This is a genomic window from Pontibacter pudoricolor (assembly GCF_010092985.1).
Classification (GTDB): Bacteria; Bacteroidota; Bacteroidia; order Cytophagales; family Hymenobacteraceae; genus Pontibacter; species Pontibacter pudoricolor.
The window spans coordinates 516,611-541,365 of sequence record NZ_CP048106.1 but is presented as its reverse complement, the minus strand read 5'-3'; the positions used below and the strand labels follow the sequence as shown (position 1 = coordinate 541,365).

Below are 24,755 nucleotides of genomic sequence, written 5' to 3'. Positions count from 1 at the left end.
TACTGGTTAAAGTAATCTGGAAAGTATAATGGTAGCTAAGGACACCGAAGCCGTAACTATAGCCAGAAATTTCGTATTCGTACTGGCCTGTACCTGCTTCATCTTATCAGGCTCTACATATACCACATCATTCTGCTGCAGGTAAAAATAAGGTGAATTCAGTACTTCTTTGCTGTTTAGGTTCAGACGAGCCATCGTTCTGGTACCAGCCTCTTCACGCATTACAATTACATTTTCACGTTTGCCGAACGGCGTCATATCCCCGGCCATACCCAATGCTTCCAGGATAGATATTTTCTCAGCAGGAACAGTAAAAGTAGACGGCCGGTTCACTTCTCCAATCACCGTCACCTTGAAATTCATATTACGGATGCTAACTACAGGAGCTTTTAAATATTGCTGAAGCTCGTTGGTAAGTTTTTCTCTTGCTTCCTGCTTGGTAAGGCCTGCTAATTGCACGCTACCAATAACCGGAAAATTCACATACCCTTCTTCATTTACAAGGTATCCTTCCAGTTTGCTATCATTGGCTGCCAGCATGCCCCGGTTAAACTGCGCATCCGATTCCGGACTTTCGCTGCTTACAGTGATGCTCAATAGATCATTAGGCTGAATTTTAGAAACAGTAATATTCTTGATTTCTTCCGAGTAGGTAGTTTGTTCTTTCAGATCGCTGAAATAAGCCAGGTTACGGGTAGGTCCACAGGAAGAAAAAGCCAGAAGAACTGCTAATAAGAATATTCTTAAGTTCATTTATGCAAGAGTGATAAAACAGAGCATAGCACACCAGTGGTACACAATTGCTGTTTCGATGTTAGAACAAGAAAGCAAAGGTAAAATTTTCTACTCTAAAATGTAGCCATTTCCCTAAAAACTTACAAAATGTAGTTTATTCCTTATTAACTTCAGAAAGGGCAAATTAGTGTGTATTATAAAAAGTAAAGCCTGTCAATAGTAAACTGACAGGCTCATTATCTATAAGAATCTTGCTTCTTATCTTCTAAAACGGAAAGGGCTTCTGCGGTGCGCTGTAATATTGTACATAACCTTAACCGTTGCACTTATGTATGCGTCATTAGATCCGGTTAATGGGCTTACATAACCATAACTGGTATTATCTAAATAGTCAGAAGTAGTAAAATAAACATTCAGTTCAGGAGCGATAGTTAGCTGCTTCGAATACTGGATCTTAATACCACCACCTACCGGTGCAACCAGCGCAATAGCTGGATAATCAGTAGCATCCGGATAATCAATACCTTGTCTTTCATTTGATGAGGAGGACTTAAAGGCTAATAGTCCAACTCCTGCCTTTACATAAGGAACTAACAGGCGCAGATTTCGTGAACGCGTAAACCTTGAACCAACATAGGTATTAGTAAGGTTATAAACTAACGAAGTCGAGGCTTCTACAGCATTGGTCTTAAAGGTGACATCATTGACATTAATATATTCTTTCGCTCGGGCATCTTCCTTACCATTAAAGTTCAAATAGCCTAGGCGTCCTTCTACACCGAAGCTATGGGAGAATTGATACAAGGCACCAACACTTAACGTTGGCCCCATGCCGTTATTTTTAAGAATCCCTACTTTGTCAATATTACCCGGATCACCCTCATTCTCACTATTCATCACGACAATGCCTGGCGAAGCAAATACTGTCCATGATGGTCTGAATTTACGTTTATAGGCTCCTCTGAATTTAGCACCGCTACTACCACGCTGTGCCTCAGCTGTAAAAGCAGTTGCCAAACACATAAAAAAGACTGCCGTAAAGAAAGTAAGTCTGAACTTCATCGATCTGGTTAATATATTATAATCGGTTAAGCTTTTCAATTTTTCACAATTATACATATAAAAATCAATATGTCTTAATTAATTGTATTAAAAATCATAATTTCCGGTTTAAAATGCCGCTACAAAATAATCAGGGCCACTTAAAATTAATTACAAAATTTCCGTTATAAAACGTTTGTTTAAGGCTTTAGAACGATAAGTTTCAATCGTTATTACGTTTCCCCGCTTAATACGTGCTTGGTACAACCAGACTTGTTTAGTATCACCCGCCGCTTGTTTCCTATAAACTATACGTCTGGCTCTTTTCCGTAACTACAGACTTTTGCTGATTGCTGTTAGAGATCTAACTGCCCAGCTTGAAACATTCCAAATATAGAGTAGAACCTGCTTTTATATTTCAAAGTCTTATCTATAGTTGAACAGAGACATTAATCTCCTTCTGAGTTTTAATGCAAAAAGATTTCACCCTAATACCTTGCTACTCAAACAGCCAAGAATCGGGTAAAATCCCTACGGTTTTTATCTCTTGCTCCCCTTCGTGTGGTTTAAATTGAGACAAATACCCGATTATCCTTAGTTACGGTTCTGCTGGCTAACAACTCCAACCAGCGTGGCTTCTATTCACATTTACCAGCCTCCCCCCCTTATTCCACTAGTAGCGCCTTATCTTATTCTGCACAATAAGGTACGACTTACTACTAGCAGCGTTTAAACCCTTCTTCAGAGGTTATAAAAGACAAGTTTAATTCACCCTGAAGTTAAACCAAAGTTACTATGTACGGTCAAAGAAAATATTCTGAAGCTGGTTACTACAAAAGATGCTTTTTAAAGCAGAAATACTATTTTTAGAAAGTTTTAAGTTGTGACTCTTACCTGTTGCAATTATTAACTTTTAGTTACTAAATTTTCAAAAATTAACACAATCTAATTAACCATTATGCAATCTACTACCTCCGGAAAGCGCAGGATTAAACTGAAGTCTCAGTTTAAATATCTTGTGCTTGGTGCAGCTTTTATGTTTGCCTTTGATGCTTCGGCACAATATGGCTCAAAAGCTCCTGCCAAAAAAGCCTTTATAGACAAGGCGAACATGGACCTGAAAGTAAAGCCAGGTGACGATTTTTATACCTATGCTAATGGCGTTTGGCTGCGTAACAACCCGGTTCCTGCCAAAGAAACACGTTGGGGTAGCTTTAACGAACTGCGCGATTTCAACATTAAGGCGGTAAGAACAATTTTAAGCGAGTCAGCAGCTAAAAACAATGCAAAAACCGGCTCTGTAGAGAAGCGCGTTGGTGACTTTTATGCAGCCGGTATGGATAGTGCAGCGATAGATAAGCTGGGTTACACGCCAATTAAAGCAGACCTGGAGCGCATTAAAACTATAAAAGATGTGAACGGCGTACTGAATGAATCTGCTTATCTGCGTACTTCCGGTGCTGGTTCGCCAATGTTCGGTTTTTTTGTGGGCCAGGACAGAAAGGATGTGGAGAACATGGTGCCACAGCTTAGCCAGGGCGGTACTACGCTACCTGACCGCGACTACTACCTGAAAGATGATGCCCGCAGCTCTAAAATTCAGGATGCTTATAAGAAATACATTACTACCTTATTTACATTAACGGGTGTAGATAAAGCAACTGCTGAGAAAAATGCGGAGACCATCTTCAACCTGGAGAAAAAATTAGCTGCAGCACAAATGGCGCGTGTAGAGATGCGCGACCCGTACAAAACCTACAACAAATTCTCAGTTTCCGATTTCAGCAAGACCACTCCGAACATGGACTGGAAAGCGCTAATGGCAAAAATGAAGGTGACCGGCCAGGACACTGTACTTGTAAACTCTCCTAAATTCTTCACTGAGTTAAATGGCTTACTGACCAGTACCCCGGTTGCAGATTGGCAGACCTATCTTCAGTGGAACGTAATGAAGTCTGCTGCTCCTTACCTGAGCGCTGATTTTGTGGATGCTAACTTTGCCTACACGCAGGCATTAACTGGCCAGAAAATACAGACCCCACGCTGGCAACGTATGTCGTCGTTAACGGACGGAACTATTGGTGAATTACTGGGCCAGCTTTACGTTGAAAAACACTTTAAGCCTGAAGCCAAAGCCCGCATGGACGAAATGATCGCTAACCTGATCAAGGCGTACGAGATCCGTATTAAAGGCCTGGATTGGATGAGCGCTGAGACAAAAGAAAAAGCGTTGGCTAAGTTACATGCTTTCCGTCCAAAAGTAGGTTATCCTAACAAATGGGAAACATATGAAGGACTGGAGATCAACCGCAATAATTTCTTTGCAAACGTGCGCAATTCTGGTGCCTGGGGTTATACCAAAATGGTAAACCAGTTAGGTAAGCCAGTTGACCGTGAGCGCTGGGGCATGACGCCTCCGACTGTAAACGCATACTATAGCCCGGTTATGAACGAGATCGTGTTCCCGGCCGGTATCCTGCAATTCCCGTTCTTCGACCCGAATGCGGATGATGCAGTGAACTATGGCGGAATTGGCGCTGTGATCGGACATGAGATTTCGCATGGTTTCGACGATTCCGGTAGCCAATATGACAAAGACGGAACGTTACGTAACTGGTGGACCGCAGAAGACTTAGCTAAATTTAAAGAGAAGGCTACTCAACTGCAGAAGCAATATGATGCTTATACGGTGCTGGATACGATCCATGTAAACGGCAAACTGACACTGGGTGAGAACATTGGTGATTTAGGTGGATTAAGCGCTGCTTACGAAGCCTTTAAAATGACCAAGCAAGGTAAATCTAAAAAGAAAATTGATGGGTTTACGCCAGATCAGCGATTCTTCCTGGCTTGGGCACAGGTTTGGAGAGCCAATACTCTTCCTGAAACTTCTGCACAGCTTATCTTAACAGACTCTCACTCACCGGGCCAGTACCGTACCATTGGTGCACCCGTTAATATGGATGCCTGGTACAAGGCCTTTAATGTGAAACCGGGTGATAAGCTTTACAAAAAGCCTGAAGACAGAATCAGAATCTGGTAATTTATCCAGTTTTAGATCAATGCTTAAAAGCCGCTCAAACTATAGTTCGAGCGGCTTTTTTATTGGATGAATTGAGATGAATCTTTTTTTTGGGTTGACAGGATAGCGTTCGAAATGATTTTCTGCTTTTCTATAGTTGCCGTTATAGTTTTATAGTTGCTATTGGTCCAACCACCCCTCCTTGTCTAAGGCAGGGAGTTTTTAGGCCTTTGCTCTAGTTGAGGTTATAGTTCTATAGTTTCAGTTTTACCCCTTCCCAGCCTTCCCCTAAAAACAGGGGAAGGAGCTTTTGGCCTTTGCTATAGTTTAGGTTACTGTTTTATGGTTGCTGTTTTAACCCACCCCTGCCCCTCCCAAGAGGGGAATTTCGGCTATAGTTAAGGTTGTAGTTTTATAGTTATAAAGTTGCCTTTTGACACAGCCGTTGAGCCTGGCTCGCAAGTTTCGAACTCCCGTTCACACTTGTCCTCAAGGGGACAATTCTGCTACTACTCTGTTACTACTTTACGCCCTCGCTCGCGTCCCGCGAGTGTGAGTTACCTGCGGACTCTGGCCGCTTTAACCTGTGCCTGAGGCACAAGTGGCGGACGCCACTAATCGCGGGAAGCGAGCGAGGGCATTAAAGAAGTTGAATTATATAGAGTGAAACGGCCATGCCCTCAAGGGAACAATTCTGCTACTGCTTTTTCAACTTGTCATTTCGACTAGCGGGAGAAATCTGAGCACTATAGTTACAGCCTGTCGAGCAGACAGGTCGCGACCTGTCCCTACGGAACTACCACCACGAGAAAGCCATGCAACTATAGCTTCTCCAACCGACTATAGTATGAGCTATCGAACTGATCGCAGTCTTTGGGTTGAGCGCCTTTGCTTTGTTGCGGTGCCGTCAGGCAACCCGAGCAGAGCGAGGGTAGCAAGAAAGCAGCAGCGCGATGCCCTTATCGAGGGCCCCTACCCCCAAGACGGGGCCTCCCGGCCGTGAAGGCACCAAAGCCAACTATAGAACGATAGGTAAGTAGAGCTCCCAGGATTGGAAGTGGCTATGGAAGAAAAGGCTTGAGTTGAATAGTAGAGTAGCCAACTATAGCACACAGATTTCTCCTGAAGTCGAAATGACAAAAGAGAAACTATAGGATGTATAAGAGCCCTCACAGCTATTCTGCCTCTTTTCAACACACGTCTCAAGAATACCCGAAATGACAATATGAAAATACCACTGAAAGATCTTTGATTTCTGCTTGCTCTTAAATAATAGTTTCAAGAAACTCATCTAAACTTTCTGCTGAGTAGACAGTTGATAAATCTATTAAACCATACACTACATCATGTCGAATTTATTTTCTCCCCTAAGTATAAAAGGGATCACGCTTAAAAACAGAATTGCTGTATCGCCGATGTGCCAGTATTCCAGCGAAGATGGTTTTGCGAACGACTGGCATCTGGTGCACTTAGGAAGCCGTGCCGTAGGTGGCGCCGGATTGGTAATTGCGGAAGCAACTGCGGTATCGCCGGAAGGCAGAATTACACCGGATGATATTGGCCTTTGGAAAGATGAACATATCCCGATGTGGCACCGCATAAATACTTTTATCGAAACACATGGGTCGGTGCCGGGTGTGCAGCTCGCACATGCAGGAAGGAAAGCCAGCCATAAAAGCCCATGGAAAGGCGGTACCGCCCTAAACCCTGAAGAAGGTGGCTGGCAAACGGTTGCACCAAGTGCTGTTCCTTTTTCTGGTGCAGAACCTGCCCCGCTTGCTTTGGATAAGGATGGTATACAGAAAGTAATTTCAGATTTCAGGGCTGCTGCAGAAAGATCGTTGAAAGCAGGATTCAAAGTAATCGAAATACATGCTGCTCATGGGTATTTACTCCACGAATTCTATTCCCCGCTCAGCAACAAACGCACAGACGAATACGGAGGCTCTTTCGAAAACAGAATCCGGTTATTACTGGAAGTGACCGATACGATAAAAGAAGTCTGGCCTGTGGATTACCCGTTGTTTGTGCGGATTTCTGCTACAGACTGGACAGACGGCGGCTGGACCGGTGAAGACTCTGTTGCGCTGGCAAAAGTTTTAAAAGAGAAGGGTGTTGACCTGATCGATTGCTCTACTGGCGGAAATGTGCCGGCTGCCAGGATTCCGGTGGGGCCATTGTACCAGGTGACGTTTGCAGAAACTATAAAAAGAGAAGCAGGTATCCTGACCGGAGCAGTTGGCATGATCACGACAGCGCAGGAAGCGGAAACTATAGTTACAACCGGTCAGGCCGACATCGTGTTACTAGCCCGCGAACTTCTCCGCGACCCGTATTTCCCGATGCATGCTGCCCTGGAACTTGGCTACGACCACACCTGGCCATCCCAGTACGAACGGGCAAAACCACGGAGAGCATAAACACCATGTAATTCCGCTGGTGCGAGCTTGTAGCTCGTATCTTAATTTATTAAATAAAGTTAAGTAAGTACGAGCTACAAGCTCGCACCAGCGGAATAGACAGGGTTATCCTAAATATATCAAAAAAACTTTATTATTCCCGGTTCAGACAAATTCAATTAAGTTTCTCTAGGCACTTCTGCAGATCGATACCTTTGCCCAGTATTCCTTTAAATAAGTCACCCTTTTCCTTAATCCGTGCTGGCACGTTGTTGATCGTGAAGGCTTCCGGAGTCAGTCCTGGTTTTACCTCATCCCAACTGAGCGGAGTAGAAACCGTGGCGCCTGGTTTTGGCCGAACTGTGTACGCGGCAGCTATAGTTTGCCCAATGGAGTTCTGCAGAAAATCCAGGTACACCTGCTTGCTGCGCTCTTTCGGACTGCGCTCCAGACTGGTCAGTTTAGGCAGCTTTTCGTGCACCAGTTGCGCTACCAAATGCGCAAAGTCACGCGCCTGATCGAAACTATAGTTTGCTCCAAGCGGTACAAAAATGTGCATACCCGTTGCCCCGGATGTTTTACAGTAAGCTGTCGCACCCGCTTTATCCAGCACTTCTTTGGTTGCCAGCGCCACTTCCACCACATCATCATACGTGTTTTCGCCTGGGTCTAAATCTAATACCATATAGTCCGGTTTTTCCAGGTTGGCGGTGCGGGAGTTCCAGGGGTTTAACTGAATGCAGCCCAGGTTATTCATGTAGGCCAGCGTTGCTTTATCGTCACATACTAAATATTCCACATCTTCGCCGGTACTTTCGGCTCGTAATTTTATAGTGCGTACCCAATCCGGGGCATGGGTTATGTCTTTCTGGAAAAAACCGGACTTTACAATACCTTCCGGGTTGCGGAAAAGCGACTGCGGCCTGTCCATTAAATAAGGTAGAATTACATCGGCTATAGTTTGATAATAGTCAATCAGGTCTCCTTTGGTAATCTGCTCATCGGGCCAGTATAGTTTATCCAGGCTGCTGAACTGTACTTCCTGCCCGCCTATAGTCTGAGTTGTCCGGTTTTTTTCTTTTGATGTCGCCACTTTCTTTGTTTCCGTTTTCTTTGCTTTGGGTTGATGTTCTGCTTCTTCTACCGCTTCGGTTGTATGTATGGCATTTTCGCGTACGACGTCTGTTGCCTTTTTATCTTCGCGTAACCCTTCGTAAATCGCCTGCCGCATAATGCCTTCCCTGGTCCATTCGGCAAAAGTAATTTCGGCAACTAATTCGGGCTTAACCCAGGTAGCAGGGGCATTAGGCTTCACCTTGCCCACAAACGACGTTTCCGGTTGTACCAGTTTATCGAGTTTAGCTTTCAGCGCCCCCAAAGATTTGGTATTGAAGCCGCTGCCGCTCTGACCTACATAGGTTAGTTTACCATCTTCGTACACACCAAGCAGCAATGCGCCGATATGTTTACGTTTGCCTTTTGGTTCTGTAAAACCGGCGATTACGGCTTCCTGGCGCAGGTGCGTTTTAATTTTAAGCCACTCTGGGCTGCGCTTGCCAGTGCGGTAAGGACTGTCAGCTTTTTTAGCCATAATGCCTTCCACATTATTTCGCTGCGCTTCTTTAAAGAAAGCTATCCCGTTCCCCACCACATGATCCGAATAACGAACAGCCGGCAATTCATCCGCTAACAATTCTTCCAGGCGCTTTTTGCGCTCCAGCAAAGGCTGCTCGCGCAGGTCTTCTCCATTTAAGTATAGCAGGTCGAACACATAAAAGTACAGGTGCTCTGATGGCGTATTCTGATAATTCTGCAGCTGCTGAAATGTAGCATATCCTTTATCGTTCAGCACTACAATTTCACCATCCAGCACGGCATCCTGCCCCAACTGTTTTAAACTATCAAGAATAGGTTTGTAGGTTTCGCCATACGATTTGCCGTTGCGCGAGTATAGTTCCACGTTGCCGTCCTGCACTTCTGCCACCGCCCTGAAACCATCCCACTTTATCTCGTAAATCCAGTCGTCGCCATCAAAAGGTCCATCGGTGAGCTTCGCCATCATAGGCACAATGTTGTGCGGCATCTTTGCTTTTTTAGCGGCTGGCTTAGTCTTGTTTGATTTGGTAGAAGCGTTATTAGTTGCAGGCTTTTTTGCTGTAGTTTTAGCGATCTTCCCCAGGTGTTCTTCACTGTCGTAGTGATCTGCAACGGCGTGTTCGTCTTTCTTCTTCATCAGCAACCAGGCTCCTTCCTGCCGGCCTTTCATCTTCACCAACGAAAAGGCGCCCTGTAGTTTCTCACCATCCAGCACAAAGCTGATACTTCCATTCTCCATCCCCTGCAACAGCAGCTTCTCCCCTTCTTTGGGGTCATCTGTCTCCACAGAACTATAGTAACCTTCGTCCCAGATATCTACGTGGCCGGCGCCATAGTTGCCCTCCGGTATGTCGCCTTCAAAGGTGCGGTACGAATAGGGGTGATCTTCTACATGCATGGCAAGGCGCTTGTCTGCCGGGTTCATGGAAGGGCCCTTCGGAACTGCCCAGCTTTTAAGCACGCCTTCCATCTCCAGCCTGAAATCGTAATGCAGTGTGGATGCCTGGTGCCGTTGCACTACAAAACGTAGCTGTCCTTTATGTTTCTGCTGTTTTCCTTCCGGTTCGGGTGTTTCGCCGAAATTACGTTTCTGGTTATACTTCTGTAAGCCCATTATATCGTTGTTCGTTGATCGTTAGTCGTTTATCGGATCACTCTGAATGTTAAAAAATGTAGTCTGCTGTTCACATTATCAGCTGCGGAATCCGGAAACTATAGTTCGCCATTAACGAGCAGCGGATAACATGAACCTAAACTAAGATGCCCGCATACGTGGCTGACCAGAACTCAGGCTGGCCTTGAGCTGAGCCATCAGGTCTTTTGTTTTGGTTGGGATAGTTTCCACCTTTTTAGCCGCAGGTTTCTTTTTGCCTTTTGCCTTGGCTTCTATCGTTTTCATCAGCTTTTCGGTGTAAGTATCGTGGTAATCGCGGATGTCGAAATCGGTGGTAAACTGGTTGATAAGCTCTACCGCCATATCCAACTGCGCTCCGCCAATATCTACTTTATGCGGCAGGTCCAGGTCTTGGGTTTCGTTCACTTCTTCAACAAAGCGAAGTTTCTGCAATACAAGCGCATCGCCCAGCGGACGGATCACAGCCAGGTCTTCTTTGCCGCGCATCACCACCGTAGCAATTCCAACTTTACCGGTTTTGCGCAAGGCATCGCGCAGCAAACCATAGCCCGTCTTATTTCCTTTTTCGGGAGACAGGTAGTACGGCTTTTTAAAGTAGATCTCGTCTATGTCTTCTTCCTCTACAAAAGAATCCAGCTGTATAATGGTGTTCTTATCCTGTTCTGCCTTTTCCAGTTCTTCGTCGGTCAGCTCCACGTATTTGCCCTCATATTTATAGGCTTTTACTATCTCGTTGTAAGGCACTTCTTCACCTGTTTTCTCGTTCACGCGTTTGTTGCGCACGCGGGCGTGGTTGCGGCGGTCGATCAGGTCAAAATCGAGACGGCGGTCTTTGGTGGCGCTATACATTTTTACAGGGATGTTGACCAGGCCAAAGCCCAGCGATCCCTTCCAAATTGTTCTCATAGTTTTATAGTTTGCGTTGTGTATTAGTTAGCTGCGACTGTCAAGATTTTTACCCATATCCGGCACTTGCCGCATAAAGGCCTCTACCTGGGAATCTGAATAAGTACCGTATGCATCTGAAATAGTCCCTTTCTCGCCTGTATTCGTTTCCAGTACATAAAGTATAGCCATGTCATCGGGGTTACTTTCGCCTTCGAAACGGTAAAAATTCACGATCTTTAACTGGTCCGGACCGAACTTCAGCTTGCTGTCCATGGTGTGCATCAGACCATCGTCGCCTACTGTAAAATCAGTTTTATAACCCTCCTTACGTACATTTGTCAGCACTTTTGTAAGGGTTGTCAGTTCTTCTTTATTCTGCATGTTACCTCTGTTTAAGTTTAATAGACTTAAACGCTTGAAGTTGCCATAGGTATAGTGTTTTGCTATTTTATGCTTCGCTAAGGCGTATTTTTAATACTTTTGCGGGATTCCCGTAAGGAGTTTATAGTTACTGAACCTGCTTTACCTATGCCAGACTTTTTCGAACTGAAGAAAAATAACTCAACGCTGCAGACCGAGCTATTTGCCGGAATTGCATCCTTTCTGGCTGCATCGTATATCATTGTGGTTAACCCGAGCATCCTCAGCGAAGCAGGCCTGCCATTTTCGGGAGTGCTTACAGCTACCGTGCTAGTCTGCTTTTTAAGTAGCGTGGCGATGGGCCTTTATGCCCGCAACCCGGTGCTGATCGCGCCTGGCATGGGGCTGAATGCCTTCTTCACTTATTCTGCCGTTATCGGCATGAACATACCGTGGACTGTCGCGTTGGGAGCTGTGTTCTGGTCTGGCATTGTGTTCCTGCTGCTGTCAGTTTTCAATATCCGAACTTACATTATCAAAGCCATACCCAAGCCGCTACGTTATGCCATTGCCGCCGGCATTGGTTTATTTGTTACGCTTATCGGGTTGTCAAATGCGCGTTTTATAATACAGACGCCCGGAACTATAGTTGGCGTAAATGAACTGAGCCCTGCTATACTTACTTTCCTGGCCGGGCTGCTGCTTACAGCGGTGCTATTAGTTAAAAATGTAAAGGGCGGCATCCTTATCGGGATCATCGTTACCACCTTGCTGGCTTACCCTCTGGGCCGCTGGTGGGGCACCGAAACGATAGTTAATTTCCAGGGTATCTTTTCTGCACCGGACTTCAGCCTGCTCCTGAAACTCGACCTTATTAATTCGCTGCAGTTTGCACTATGGCCTGTTATTTTCGCTTTTGTTTTTACTGATCTGTTCGATAGCCTGTCCACATTTGTAGGGTTGGCCGAAGCTGCTAACATGGTGGATGAACATGGCGAGCCGCTCAACATCAAACGCTCGCTGCTTGTGGATGCTGTGGCTACCACCATATCAGGCTTGCTGGGCTCCAGTCCGGCTACAGCTTATGTGGAGTCGGCGGTGGGGATTGAAGCGGGCGGGCGCACAGGACTAACTGCTGTAGTGGCGGGCATGTTGTTTCTGCCATTCCTGTTTCTGGCACCGCTGCTGTCTATGATTCCGACTATTGCTACAGCTCCGGCGCTAGTGCTGGTTGGCGCGTTCATGATCCGCCCGGTTATCCGCATTAACTGGCTGCACCTGAGCGATGCGATTCCGGCTTTCCTGGCGATGGTGCTCATTCCTTTTACTTATTCCATTACACAGGGCATTATCTGGGGCTTTCTGAGCTATACCTTGCTGAAAGTAGTTGATGGCGAGTACCGGAAAATCCCGATCACGCTCTGGATAATCGATATATTCTGCATTCTCGCCTTGTTTGTACACTAGGAGGTTGTTTGATATTTATTATTGGAAGCGAAAGGTGGATTTTAAGGGTTCTGACGAGTCTACTTTTGAGGGTATAGCAGCGCTATGGCGCGAAAAAGAGACGAAGACAGGTTCCGTAAAAGCCAGTTTGCAGCCCAGTGAATAAATATTAAACAACCTCTAAGTCAGGTTGCGGATAAACTCCTGCATGCGCTCGTAATGCGAGCCTTTCCAGTACACGCGCCTACAGTTCCGGCACTGGTAAAATTCGTGGAAGTATAGTTTGGTTTTAGGCGGAAGTTGCTCCTGCACCTGGTCTTTAGGTACCTGAACTATAGTTCCGTTGCAAACCATGCAACGTGTAAAAACATGAAACTCGCTGGCTAAACTATAGTAACGGATCACTTCCTGTAACTGCTCTTCCGGTTGCTGCGAGCGTAGCCAGTAGCCATAAACTATCGTTCTATGCTTCAGAATATTTACGCCACGGCTCAGCAGAATCCGCTTTTCGTTTACAGCTATAGTTACCAGTTCTTTTTCAGAGAGTTGCGGATCAAAAACTGTATCAAACCCCAAAAGCCTGAGTAGCCTTGCCAACTTGCCCAGATGCACATCCAGTACAAATCTGTTAGGTAAACTATAGTTGGGAATCAGGTTTATAGTTGCCGGGAAGCCATTAGGGAAAACCTCCACTTCATCGCCGGGCTGTAGTTTATAGGTAAAGTCAACCGCTCTGTCATTTACCACTACAGCATTTACCTCCGGGTGCGGCACGCCCAATGCTTCAATGGCATCTTTTACAGCCGGACTTTCCGGGAAACTATAGTCTATCCAGGTGTTTTGTCTGCGAGGCTCCAGGAAATCGTTGAGCGAAGCATGAAATTTAAAACGAGCAATGCCTGCCATGGTTTGTTTATAGTTTAACTATAGATACGTAACCTAATCCCGGAATTTAAACTATAATTGCACAATTTTGCCGGTAATTACGTTACAAACCGGACCCGGGATATGGCGCAGTATTTGTGTTCAGTCCGCCAGCTGCCAGGAATAAACGATAGTTACAGGCAGTGAACTTAACAGCATACATGAAGCGAGCGCTTTTAAAAATAATCAGACTCATTGTTATCGGCATCCTGGAGCCACTAGCCAGATTTATGAAGGTGGAGTGGACGACCTTTTTCAGGAGCCAGAAACCGAAATTAACTTTAGCTTACTGGAAACAGAAATGGGCCAGGCTGCGCACCTTTAACTGGCAGCGCGACCGCAGATCGGTTGCGCGCATTGCTTACCGTTCGGGCCTGTACCTGGTGCTGCTTTTCACGTTTTTTTACCTGCTCGTGTACATGGGCGCAATGGGTGCCATGCCATCGCGTAACGAACTGAAATCGGTACAAAACAACACGGCTTCGGAAGTGTATGCTGCCGGCGGCGAACTGCTGGGCCGCTATTACATACAGGACCGCACCAACGTAAAATACGCCGACATTGCTCCTGCTGCTATACATGCGCTGGTTGCCACCGAAGATGCCCGTTTTTATGAACACGCCGGGGTAGATGTACGCAGCCTGGGCCGGGTTATAGTTAAGTCTATCCTGATGCAGGACCAGAGTGCAGGCGGTGGCAGTACGCTTAGCCAGCAGCTGGCTAAAAACCTGTATCCCCGCCAAAATTTCTGGTTCTGGGATATGCCGGTAAATAAGCTCCGAGAGATTATCATTGCCCGCAAACTGGAAGGCATCTATAGTAAAGAAGAACTGCTGGAACTATACCTGAACACGGTGCCGATGGGCGGAAACCTGTATGGGATTGAGCGCGCTTCGAGTCGTTTCTTCAACAAATCTGCCGCAGACCTTAAAATCGAAGAAGCTGCTGTTTTGATAGGCATGCTGAAAGCTACTACCACCTACAACCCGCGCCTGAACCCTGAAAAATCGAAAACACGCCGTAATGTGGTACTGAACCAGATGGTGAAATATGGCTACCTGGAAGCTGGAAAAGCTGAAGCGCTTAAAAAGAAACCGCTGAAGCTGGATTACACTGTCACAAACCATAATGATGGCATGGCACCCTACTTCCGGGAGCAGCTGCGCCTGGAACTGGTAGAATGGGTGGCATCTAAAAAGAATAAGAATGGCGAGCCCTACAACCTGTATACCGATGGTCTGAAAATCTATACCACAATAGATGCCGGCATGCAGGCACACGCGGAGAAAGCTGTACGCAATAAAATGGCTGCCCTGCAACGCACGTTTGATGCCCATTGGAAAGGCCGCAACCCGTGGGGTCGCGATGCTGGTTTTCTGCAGGAGGCCTTGCGCCGCACCGACCGTTACAAAAAAGCAAAAGCCGACGGTAAAACCGATGCCCAGATCATGGAAGCTTTCCGAAAAGAGCGCCCCATGAATGTGTTCAGCTGGCAGGGCAGCAAGCAACGCACCATGTCGCCAATGGATTCGCTGGCCTATTACCAGAAATTTCTGAACGCCGGCCTCCTCTCGATGGACCCGTATACTGGCGAAATAAAAGCCTGGGTGGGCGGTATAAACCACCATGTTTTTAAGTATGACCATGTGCGCTCTAAACGCCAGGTGGGTTCTACGTTTAAACCGATTGTATATGCCGCTGCTTTAGAACGTGGTGTGGCGCCCTGCACCTGGTTCCCGAACGAACGCGTGGTGTATCCGGAATACGACGACTGGGCGCCCAGAAATGCAAATGAGCAATATGGTGGCGAGTATACCATGCGTGGCGGACTGGCACATTCCGTAAACACGGTATCTGCGCAGGTAATGATGAAGGCTGGTGTAAATAAAGTAGTAGATGTTGCACACCGGTTGGGAATAGAAAGTGACATACCCAAAGTGCCATCTCTTGCGCTGGGCGTTGCAGATCTGTCGCTTTATGAAATGGTAAATGCTTATGCAACTATAGCTAACCAGGGATACAAGATAGAGCCAATTTACATCAGTAAGATAGAAGACCGCAGTGGTAAAGTACTTTTAAAGAATGATCTAGATAGGCCCGTACGTAAAGCTATTTCTGAATCTAACGCTGCCATTATGCTTTACCTGATGCAGGGCGTAGTGGAAGAAGGTAGTGCTGCCAAATTACGGTCTCAATTTGGGTTACAAATGGATATTGCGGGTAAAACCGGTACAACCCAGGATAATGCGGATGGCTGGTTTATAGGTATAACTCCGAATCTGGTAACAGGCGTTTGGGTAGGCGCCGAAAGTCCGAAAGTGCGCTTCAGGACATTAGCACTAGGCCAGGGCTCCGGCACCGCCTTACCCATCTGGGGAGACTTTACAAAACGTGTTGCTTTAGACCCTGCCTATGTCGGCTACTATAAAAGCCAGTTCACTCAACTTGCTCCCTATCTGCAAAATCTGGTTGATTGTCCTTCTTTCCGCGAAGAGCCTCCTCATAAAACATTCTTCGACAGGCTGTTTGACAATGTAGGTGGAAAGGTAAAAGACACCTTTAAAGACTGGAAAGAAGAACGAAAAAAACGTCGCGAAGAACGTAAGCGGGAACGTAAAGAAAAACGCGGACAGGACTAAAACTGTCTGAACCGGGATTAAGGGAGATTTAAAGGATTTCTGGGATAAGGGAATTGCTATAGTTGCAGATATAGTTCTATAGTTGGCGTTTCAACCCTTCCCTGCCTTCCTCTTTTATCGAGGGCCCCTCCCCCCAGAACAGTGGAAGGAGCTTTTGGCCTTTGCTATAGTTGAGGTTATCGTTCTATCGTTGCTGTTTTAACCCACCTCTGCCCCTCCCGAGAGGGGAATTTTCTGTTGTTGCAATAGTCTAGCTATAGTTCTATAGTTTCTGTTTGTCATCTCCCTGCCCCCTTTAAAGGGGGACTTTCTGCTACAGTTTTTCAAGCTGTCATTTCGACCAGCGGGAGAAATCTGACTCTGCTATAGTTTCATTTATAATTCAATAGACACAGACCATGATCGGACAGGTCGCGACCTGTCCCTCCGGAATTATGACCACGATAAAGCGATGCAACTATAGCCTCTCCAATCAACTATAGTTTAGCTATCGAACTGATCACAGTCTTTGGGTTGAGCGCCTTTGCTTTGTTGCGGTGCCGCCAGGCAACCCGAGGTACGAGGGTAGCAAGAAAGCAGCAGCGCGATCCTCCCGGCCGTGAGGGCATCAAAGCCAACTATAGAACTGTAGGTTAGTAAAGCTCCCAGGATTAGAATCGGCTATAGAAGAAAAGGCTAGGTTCAAGGAGTAGAAAATCAAACTATAGAACCCAGATTTCTCCTGACGTCGAAATGACAGAAGAGCAACTATAGGATAATTTTATTTCAAGGCATCAAAACTATACTTGGCATTACTCCAGAATTCATCCAATGCAATAATACGGGGCTTGAAAAACGAAATCAGTTCCGGCCAGTCTTCCTTGTTGAAAACGTTGACCTTAGAAATCTTTTTGTAAATTCTGCTTATAGTTCTGCCTTCTTCGTCTTCACCATGCAGCTCCCATTCCCATTCTTCCCCCAACGTTTCATGCAACAGGGTTTTCAGCTCTTCAAACTGCTCAAAGTAAAGTTCCTGTATTTCAGCGTCCGGGTGGGTAAGTTCTATGCTTATAGTTGCCGTTTTCTTTTCGGCACGCATCCGGAAGTAAACATGCTTCAGGCCCGTCTTATAGTTCGACCAGTTCGTCCGGTATCCATCTGCTGACAAATGGGGTGCAATATATTGCCCGAAAGTTGTCCAGAAGGCCTGCCGTAGTTGTGAAGCTTGTTCGCGTGTATACATGCAGCAAAATTGGCAATTACTCCCGACAATCTGAAATTTCGGGAGCAACTATGCCATTAAATCGGTTCACCTGCTTTACGGGCCATCTCGGCAACTTTTGGTTTTTTCTTCGTTTCTGAATGCAGCAAGACAATCGATCTGGGGCCCACTTCCAGCATTTTGCCTGAACTATAAACTTTACCGTTTTCCCCGATATGGCCGGTAGTCGTATCAATTACTTTACTCCATTTGGCGCCATACTTTTCTGGAGGAAGTTTAAACTTTAGGGCTTCATGATGAGCGTTGAAAATCACATAAAAGTCGTCATCGATCATTTGCTCTCCTCTAGGTCCCACGCTGCGCAATCCATGGCCGTTCATATAAACTCCAAGTGTTTTAGCATAGTCATGGCTCCAGTGGTCGTCCGTCATTTCAGTGCCATCGGGCAGAAACCAGGCAATGTCTTCTACACCTAAACCTTTTATGGGCATACCCTGAAACCAGCGGCGGCGGCAAAATACAGGATGATCTTTTCGTAATTGTATGAGCTTACGGGTAAATTCAAGCAGTTCCTTATCAGCCTTCTCCCAATTTAACCAGGATATTTCATTGTCCTGGCAATAAGCATTGTTGTTACCTTGCTGGGTACGGCTTATCTCATCTCCTGCCACCAGCATCGGCACTCCCTGCGATAAAAAAAGCGTTGTAAGCATGTTACGCTTCTGACGCTGGCGTAATTCAACTATAGCCATGTCATCGGTCGGGCCTTCCACGCCACAGTTCCAGGAACGGTTGTGACTTTCACCATCCTGGTTATTTTCGCCGTTAGCCTCGTTGTGCTTCTCATTATAAGAAACCAGGTCGTGTAAGGTAAACCCATCGTGGGCGGTTATAAAGTTGATACTGGCAGTCGGTCGGCGGTAATCGTCGCGGTACAGATCGGAACTGCCCGTAAAACGCTCGGCAAACTCAGCCAGCATGCTGTGCTCGCCACGCCAGTAATCGCGCATACAATCCCGGTATTTACCATTCCATTCTGTCCAGCCGGCCGGAAAGTTACCAACCTGGTAACCGCCTTCACCAATGTCCCATGGTTCAGCAATCAGTTTTACCTGTGATATGACAGGGTCCTGGTGAATGATATCGAAGAAAGACCCCAATTTATCAACTCCATGCAGTTCGCGGGCAAGCGTTGAGGCCAGGTCAAAACGGAAGCCATCCACATGCATCTCCAGAATCCAGTAACGCAGGCTATCCATGATCAGGCGCAGTACACTTGGCAGACTTGAATTCAGCGTATTTCCAGTACCGGTATAATCCATATAGAAACGCTTGTTGTCTTCGGTAAGCCGGTAATACGATGCATTGTCAATTCCCTTAAATGAAAGAGTTGGCCCCATGTGGTTACCTTCAGCGGTATGATTATATACCACATCCAATATCACCTCTATTCCTGCTTTATGGAATGCCTTCACCATGTTTTTAAACTCAACTACCTGCTCCCCCAGTGTGCCACTGCTGCTATAGCGTACATCCGGGGCAAAGAAACCGATAGAATTATAGCCCCAGTAGTTTGTAAGGCCTTTTTCAGCCAGGTGCCTGTCTTTTATAAAATGATGGACTGGCATTAACTCAATAGCAGTTATGCCTAAGTCCTGCAGGTATTTTATAGTTACCGGATGCGCCAGGCCAGCATAGGTACCACGTATTTCTTCGGGTATGTCGGGGTGTGTGTAGGTAAAGCCTTTTACATGCGTTTCGTAAATGATTGATCTGAAGTAAGGTGTTTTAGGCAGTTTATCACCTTCCCAGTCAAAGTTCGGGTCAATTACAACAGCTTTGGGTATAAAAGGGGCGCTATCGGTTTCACTAAAACTCATATCTTCCTGCGGGTCACCTACTTTGTAGCCAAACAAGGAATCGTGCCACTCAACAGCTCCTGAAATAGCTTTGGCATAAGGGTCCAGGAGCAATTTATGATCGTTGAACCGATGCCCGTTTTCAGGCTCGTACGGACCTTGCACCCTAAAGCCGTATAGTTGTCCAGGCCCTATATCAGGCAGGTAAGTATGCCAGATCTGATGAGTACGCTCCACCATCTTTATTATCACCGATTCCTGCTCGCTTGAAATATCATCAAACAGGCAAAGTTCAACGCCGGTGGCATTGTCGGCATAGAGTGCAAAGTTAACTCCTTCTCCGTCCCAGGTAGCGCCCAGCGGATACGGGTTGCCAGGGTATATTGGTATACTCATATAGATCAGGTTAGTAATGCCGTGTTACCCGGTGCATCCGGTGACATTTAAAGTGCATCTATTATACTTTGTTACAGGCAAATAGTTGAGACTACCTAAACTATAAAAACATTAAAAACCAATCTGCAACCTGCTTCACAGAATATGACTTTTCAGATATACCTATAGTTCTTAACTATATCATATCACTAACTTATACCACAGATTCCCATCTCCATTTATAGTCTAAAATTGCGATTACAGGCATAAACACACGCAATATTCAGACATTACTATCTCACTATCAACCACTTCCAACTATAGAAATTATAATCGTGCTATTTATGAGCAATTGCACAAAACATAAACTAACGAATATTTTATTTACCTTTTTTAATTAAGCTCGTATATAGTTCTAAATATTCAAATTAACTTATTTACGGAAGGGGGAAGTATGGGAACTGTTCGATGCATTCTGCAGAAAAAACACAGCAGTGTAATTTCTGTGAGTCCGGAAACCACGGTTTACAGCGCACTTGAGCTAATGGAAGAAAACCATATTGGCTCTCTTGTAGTGATGAACAACGGCCGTTTTGCAGGTATTATCACCGAACGGGATTATGCCCGCAAAGTAATCCTGAAAGGCAAAGCTTCCAAAGAAACGCTTGTAAAAGAGATTATGAGCGAGCACCCTGTAACAGTAACCCCCGACACCACCATGGAGCAATGCATGGCCCTTATGACAAGCAAATACATCCGGCACCTGCCGGTTTTCGATAATAACAAACTGGTTGGTATTGTCTCCATCGGTGACATTGTAAGGTACATGATTGAAGAACAGAAATTTATAATTGAAGAGCTGGAGCATTACATTACCGGCCACCAGGAATAAGTACCAGAAAGTATAGTTGCGTGTAGCAAAACCTTAAGCATCATGGACGCTTCGGAAGTAAATAACGTGCCTTTGTGGCCCCTGCTGGTGTACGGCGCTATCGTGCTGAGCCTGGTTGGTGCTATACTTGGTATATCGTATGTGCTGGGCCAGCGTGGCAAGGGCCGCGCCATGACAGAGCCTTACGAAGGCGGTATAGTTAGCGAAGGCTCCGCACGTATTCGTTTTTCGTCGCAGTTTTACATGGTGGCCATGCTCTTTGTAATATTTGATGTGGAGACGGTTTTCATACTTTCCTGGGCTATTGCTTTCCGCGAGCTGGGCTGGTATGGTTATGCCGGCGTGGCCGTGTTTATGGTGATGCTGGTAGTGGTGCTGGTATACGAATGGCGCATGGGCGCACTGGATTTTGGTCCGGATGGCAAAAAAATACTGGCAGCCTACAAACGCATGCAAAAGCCGGCAGTTTGATTTCCGGGCAAAAGACTGATTGACAAAAGATATACGATCTATAGTTCGGTTCACGAACAACGCGCCATAACTACCAACCCCACCCTCGCCCTGATGTACTGACAAAACTATAAACACCAAACCTCTACGCCTATGAAATGGTGGCTTAGTAAACCGGACGAACCTGCTAACACTGTAAAGGGCAACAGCTCTTACGAGGAAACCGTGCAGCAAAGTATTATGCTTACCACCGTGCAGGACCTGGTTGCCTGGGGGCGCAAAAACTCTATGTGGCCGTTCCATTTTGGTTTGAGCTGCTGTTTTGTAGAAATGGCCACCTCCATGACCCCTAAATATGATGTAGCCCGTTTTGGTGCAGAAGTTATCCGCGGTACTCCCCGCGAGGCAGATATCATGATCATAGCCGGTACGGTTTTCATTAAAATGGCCCCGATCATAAAGCGCCTGCACGAGCAGATGATGGAACCGAAATGGGTCATCTCGATGGGCTCCTGCGCCAACTCCGGCGGCATGTACGACATTTATAGTGTGGTGCAGGGCGTGGATAAATTCTTACCGGTCGATGTATATGTGCCCGGCTGCCCTCCCCGCCCCGATGCCTTTATGGAAGGTTTGATGTTACTGGCTGAAAGTGTGGGAAAAGAACGTCGCCCACTCAGCTGGACCATTGGGGATCAAGGCGTTATCAAACCGGATAAGATTGAAGTGAAAGCACGAAAACGTGAACGCTGGGATGAGATGACAGAGTTCCGGTCGCCGGACGAACTATAGTTTGTTTGAGTGTTTAGGAGCCTAAGAGTTAGAAAGTTAGAAAGTTAGAAAAGTATAAGTTAAAAAGTTAAGGATTTGTAGAGACGCAATACGTTGCGTCTTCGCTATGAAACTATAGCCTAGCAGTTGGAAGCAAAACTGCAAACCTAGTACAGCAAAAGTATAAATACTGACCTCACAGCGTTTTCCAAAACTGTGAGTTTCTGATAAACTATAAAAGTATAAAGCTATGCCTAAGTATGTAATCGAGCGGGAAATTCCGGGAGCAGGAAAGCTATCCGCCGAAGAATTAAAAAAGATTTCTCAAACATCAAACGGTGTGCTCCAGGATATGGGACCTCAGATTCAGTGGGTACAAAGCTATGTAACAGGCGATAAGATCTATTGCATTTATAATGCGCCTAACGAAGAAATGGTGCGCGAACATGCACGCAAAGGTGGTTTTCCAGCAGATTCAGTAAGCGAAGTGAAAACGATCATTGATCCGGTTACAGCAGAATAAGCAACTATAACCACGAGTACATTTACCATAATAAAGCAACTATAGATAAAACATGAATTAACTTATTTACTGGTCCCCTCATTAAAGAACCTGGCCATGGAAAATAACAGCAGCACCTTACTACAGCTACAGGCACGCTTCGGCGAAGACACCTTCACGCATCAGAAAACCAAAGATGAGATGCTCACGCTTTGGATGCCGATGGAGAAAACGATGGAGGTGCTGACCTTCCTGAAGAAGGAAGTAACCGAGCCTTTTAGACTGCTGTTTGACCTGACTGCTATAGATGAGCGGACTAAAAACCGTGGTGCCAACCATGTACCAAAATCCAGTTTCACGCTGGTCTATCACCTGTTCTCTTTCTCTCGCAACGAGTTTATCCGCTTAAAAGTAGGCTTGGTTGGCGATTTCCCGACTGCGCCAAGTATAAGCAGCCTGTGGGCCAACGCCAACTGGTACGAGCGCGAAGTATACGATATGTTCGGTATTCGTTTTTCGGGCCATCCACACTTGTCGCGCATACTCATGCCCCGCACCTGGGTGGGGCATCCGCTCCGCAAAGAGCACCCTGCCCGTGCCACCGAAATGGGTCCATTCCAACTATACGACGACAAAGTTGACCTGGAACAGGCAGCACTAAAATTTAACCCGGAAGAATGGGGATTGAAACGCCAGAGCGGCGACAGCGACTTTATGTTCCTGAACATTGGTCCGCAGCACCCCGGCACACATGGCGTTTTAAGAATTATACTACAGCTGGACGGTGAAGATATTGTAGATGCTATTCCGGATATAGGTTTCCACCACCGAGGCGCCGAAAAAATGGGCGAGCGTCAGTCATGGCACACTTACATCCCCTACACCGACAGAGTAGATTACCTGGGTGGCGTCATGAACAACCTGGCTTATTTGCAGGGTGTGGAGAAACTGGCAGGTATAGAAGTACCGGAGCGTGTCAATTATATCCGGGTCATGCTCTGCGAGCTCTTCCGGATTGCCAGCCATCTGGTGTGGTACGGCACCTTTGCCCAGGATGTGGGGCAGCTCTCCCCTGTTTTTTACATGTTCACAGACCGCGAAAAGATTTTTGATATCATCGAAGGAATCTGCGGCGGGCGCATGCACCCGAACTGGTTTAGAATTGGCGGCGTAGCGCAGGACCTGCCTAAAGGCTGGGAAGCACTGGTGCAAAGCTTTATTGACTACTTCCCGAAACGCCTGAAGGAATACGATGCCATGGTAATGAAGAACAGCATCTTCAAAGCCCGCACCGTTGGTATCGGCATTTTTACAGCAGAAGAAGCCATAGAATGGGGCGTAACCGGGCCAAACCTGCGTGCCTGCGGCATGGATTGGGATTTCCGTAAAAAGCGGCCATACTCCGGCTACGAACTATTTGATTTTGAAGTGCCAACCGCCAGCAACGGCGACTGTTATGACCGTGCTATAGTTCGCGTAGCCGAGATGCGCCAGAGCCTTCGCATTGTAGAGCAGTGTCTGAAAAACATGCCAGCGGGCCCTTTCAAATCAGATCATCCGCTAACCACGCCCCCTGTCAAGAAATACACCATGCACGATATCGAAACGCTGATCACCCACTTTTTAGGGGTAAGCTGGGGACCGGTGATACCTGCCGGCGAAGCGATGAGCTGCATCGAAGCTACCAAAGGTGCCAACGGCTATTACCTGACCAGCGATGGCAACACATCGCCCTACCGGGTGCGCATCCGGACTCCATCTTTCCCGCACATGCAAATGCTCCCTTACATCAGTAAAGGCTATACCGTAGCCGATCTGCTGTCTATACTCGGAGCCATGGATTATGTGCTGGCAGACATTGACAGATGATTCAGTTTAGAGTTAAAAGTTATGAGTGGATAAAGAAAAGGTTTTGCTGGTGCGAGCTTGCAGCTCGTACCGCCTTACACTGAAAACAAAAGTATTAGAAAAGGTACGAGCTGCAAGCTCGCACCAGCACATAACCAAAAACAACAATCTAACAATCAACAATTCAACGATTAAGCAAAATGTTGACCGCTGAAGAGAAACATCAGATAGACCATGAAATAAGCCTGGTGCCGGCCCCTAAAAATGCCTGCATCGAAGCGCTGAAAATTGTGCAGCAAAACCATGGCTGGATCTCGGATGAGAGTCTGAATGACGTGGCTGAGTATGTGGGCATGTCTCCGGCGGAACTCGACAGCGTGGCAACTTTCTATAACCTGATCTTCCGCAGACCGGTTGGCCGGCACGTGATCCTGCTCTGCGACAGCATCAGCTGTTATGTGATGGGCTTTGAAGGTATAAAAGAAGCACTGCACGAAAAACTGAACATACAATACGGCCAGACCACAGCAGATGGCCGCTTTACCCTGCTCCCAAACTGCTGCCTGGGCACCTGCGACTGTGCCCCCGCCCTTATGATCGACAACGACCTATACCGTAACCTGACGGTGGAACAACTGGATGAGATACTGAACAAGTATACCTAAAACTAAA

At 46.4% G+C, this 24,755-nt stretch carries 18 protein-coding genes; 10 read left to right on the top strand and 8 right to left on the bottom strand.

Annotation, left to right across the window (positions count from 1 at the left end; genetic code table 11):
- Positions 1 to 6: 6 nt before the first annotated feature.
- A complete protein-coding gene (locus tag GSQ66_RS02310; protein ID WP_162425980.1) occupies positions 7 to 753 on the bottom strand; it encodes a polysaccharide biosynthesis/export family protein in 747 nt (248 codons plus the stop codon).
- Positions 754 to 993: 240 nt separating this feature from the next.
- On the bottom strand, positions 994 to 1,797 hold the full coding sequence (locus tag GSQ66_RS02305) for an outer membrane beta-barrel protein (protein WP_162425979.1): 804 nt from the start codon (positions 1,795 to 1,797) through the stop codon (positions 994 to 996).
- Between the two features lie 1,090 nt (positions 1,798 to 2,887).
- Here GSQ66_RS02305 and GSQ66_RS02300 point away from each other — a divergent pair.
- Both GSQ66_RS02300 and namA read left to right on the top strand, forming a co-directional pair.
- Positions 2,888 to 4,819 (top strand): M13 family metallopeptidase, encoded by a 1,932-nt coding sequence (locus GSQ66_RS02300; RefSeq protein ID WP_238395889.1) that lies wholly within the window; start codon positions 2,888 to 2,890, stop codon positions 4,817 to 4,819.
- A gap of 1,325 nt (positions 4,820 to 6,144) precedes the next feature.
- Positions 6,145 to 7,218, top strand: a complete 1,074-nt coding sequence (gene namA, locus GSQ66_RS02295) for an NADPH dehydrogenase NamA (RefSeq protein ID WP_162425978.1) — start codon at positions 6,145 to 6,147, stop codon at positions 7,216 to 7,218.
- Positions 7,219 to 7,372: 154 nt separating this feature from the next.
- On the opposite strand, the gene ligD is transcribed toward namA, so the two are convergent.
- The 3 genes from ligD to GSQ66_RS02280 all read right to left on the bottom strand — a co-directional run bounded on the left by ligD (position 7,373) and on the right by GSQ66_RS02280 (position 11,197).
- Positions 7,373 to 9,907, bottom strand: coding sequence for a DNA ligase D (gene ligD / locus GSQ66_RS02290; protein ID WP_162425977.1), 2,535 nt, complete (start codon positions 9,905 to 9,907; stop codon positions 7,373 to 7,375).
- A 141-nt stretch (positions 9,908 to 10,048) separates the two neighbouring features.
- The gene (gene ku / locus GSQ66_RS02285) at positions 10,049 to 10,834 is read right to left on the bottom strand and encodes a non-homologous end joining protein Ku (RefSeq protein ID WP_162425976.1); all 786 of its coding nucleotides are present in this window, start codon (positions 10,832 to 10,834) and stop codon (positions 10,049 to 10,051) included.
- A gap of 27 nt (positions 10,835 to 10,861) precedes the next feature.
- On the bottom strand, positions 10,862 to 11,197 hold the full coding sequence (locus tag GSQ66_RS02280) for a hypothetical protein (protein ID WP_162425975.1): 336 nt from the start codon (positions 11,195 to 11,197) through the stop codon (positions 10,862 to 10,864).
- A gap of 147 nt (positions 11,198 to 11,344) precedes the next feature.
- Here GSQ66_RS02280 and GSQ66_RS02275 point away from each other — a divergent pair, with 147 nt between their 5' ends.
- The gene (locus tag GSQ66_RS02275) at positions 11,345 to 12,643 is read left to right on the top strand and encodes an NCS2 family permease (protein ID WP_162425974.1); all 1,299 of its coding nucleotides are present in this window, start codon (positions 11,345 to 11,347) and stop codon (positions 12,641 to 12,643) included.
- Positions 12,644 to 12,802: 159 nt separating this feature from the next.
- Here the strand turns inward: GSQ66_RS02275 and GSQ66_RS02270 are convergent, their stop codons facing one another.
- The gene (locus GSQ66_RS02270; protein WP_162425973.1) at positions 12,803 to 13,528 is read right to left on the bottom strand and encodes a Mut7-C RNAse domain-containing protein; all 726 of its coding nucleotides are present in this window, start codon (positions 13,526 to 13,528) and stop codon (positions 12,803 to 12,805) included.
- 179 nt (positions 13,529 to 13,707) lie between these two features.
- Between GSQ66_RS02270 and GSQ66_RS02265 the strand changes: the two genes are divergently transcribed.
- Complete coding sequence (locus GSQ66_RS02265) at positions 13,708 to 16,185, top strand: penicillin-binding protein 1A (protein WP_162425972.1); 2,478 nt, start codon at positions 13,708 to 13,710, stop codon at positions 16,183 to 16,185.
- Positions 16,186 to 16,945: 760 nt separating this feature from the next.
- Here GSQ66_RS02265 and GSQ66_RS02260 read toward each other — a convergent pair.
- The gene (locus GSQ66_RS02260; RefSeq protein ID WP_162425971.1) at positions 16,946 to 17,407 is read right to left on the bottom strand and encodes a DUF4268 domain-containing protein; all 462 of its coding nucleotides are present in this window, start codon (positions 17,405 to 17,407) and stop codon (positions 16,946 to 16,948) included.
- A gap of 56 nt (positions 17,408 to 17,463) precedes the next feature.
- Positions 17,464 to 19,641, bottom strand: a complete 2,178-nt coding sequence (gene glgX / locus GSQ66_RS02255; RefSeq protein ID WP_162425970.1) for a glycogen debranching protein GlgX — start codon at positions 19,639 to 19,641, stop codon at positions 17,464 to 17,466.
- Between the two features lie 433 nt (positions 19,642 to 20,074).
- Here glgX and GSQ66_RS02250 point away from each other — a divergent pair, with 433 nt between their 5' ends.
- The 6 genes from GSQ66_RS02250 to nuoE all read left to right on the top strand — a co-directional run bounded on the left by GSQ66_RS02250 (position 20,075) and on the right by nuoE (position 24,748).
- A complete protein-coding gene (locus tag GSQ66_RS02250) occupies positions 20,075 to 20,512 on the top strand; it encodes a CBS domain-containing protein (protein ID WP_162425969.1) in 438 nt (145 codons plus the stop codon).
- Between the two features lie 42 nt (positions 20,513 to 20,554).
- Positions 20,555 to 20,983 (top strand): NADH-quinone oxidoreductase subunit A, encoded by a 429-nt coding sequence (locus tag GSQ66_RS02245; RefSeq protein WP_162425968.1) that lies wholly within the window; start codon positions 20,555 to 20,557, stop codon positions 20,981 to 20,983.
- 132 nt (positions 20,984 to 21,115) lie between these two features.
- Positions 21,116 to 21,754, top strand: coding sequence for an NADH-quinone oxidoreductase subunit B (locus tag GSQ66_RS02240; protein WP_162425967.1), 639 nt, complete (start codon positions 21,116 to 21,118; stop codon positions 21,752 to 21,754).
- 229 nt (positions 21,755 to 21,983) lie between these two features.
- On the top strand, positions 21,984 to 22,256 hold the full coding sequence (locus GSQ66_RS02235; protein ID WP_162425966.1) for a DUF4242 domain-containing protein: 273 nt from the start codon (positions 21,984 to 21,986) through the stop codon (positions 22,254 to 22,256).
- Between the two features lie 96 nt (positions 22,257 to 22,352).
- Entirely contained in the window at positions 22,353 to 24,104 is a 1,752-nt protein-coding gene (gene nuoC / locus GSQ66_RS02230) for an NADH-quinone oxidoreductase subunit C/D (protein ID WP_162425965.1), read from the top strand.
- A 179-nt stretch (positions 24,105 to 24,283) separates the two neighbouring features.
- Positions 24,284 to 24,748: an NADH-quinone oxidoreductase subunit NuoE gene (gene nuoE / locus GSQ66_RS02225; RefSeq protein ID WP_162425964.1), complete on the top strand. Its 465-nt coding sequence runs from the start codon at positions 24,284 to 24,286 to the stop codon at positions 24,746 to 24,748.
- The last annotated feature ends 7 nt before the right edge of the window (positions 24,749 to 24,755 follow it).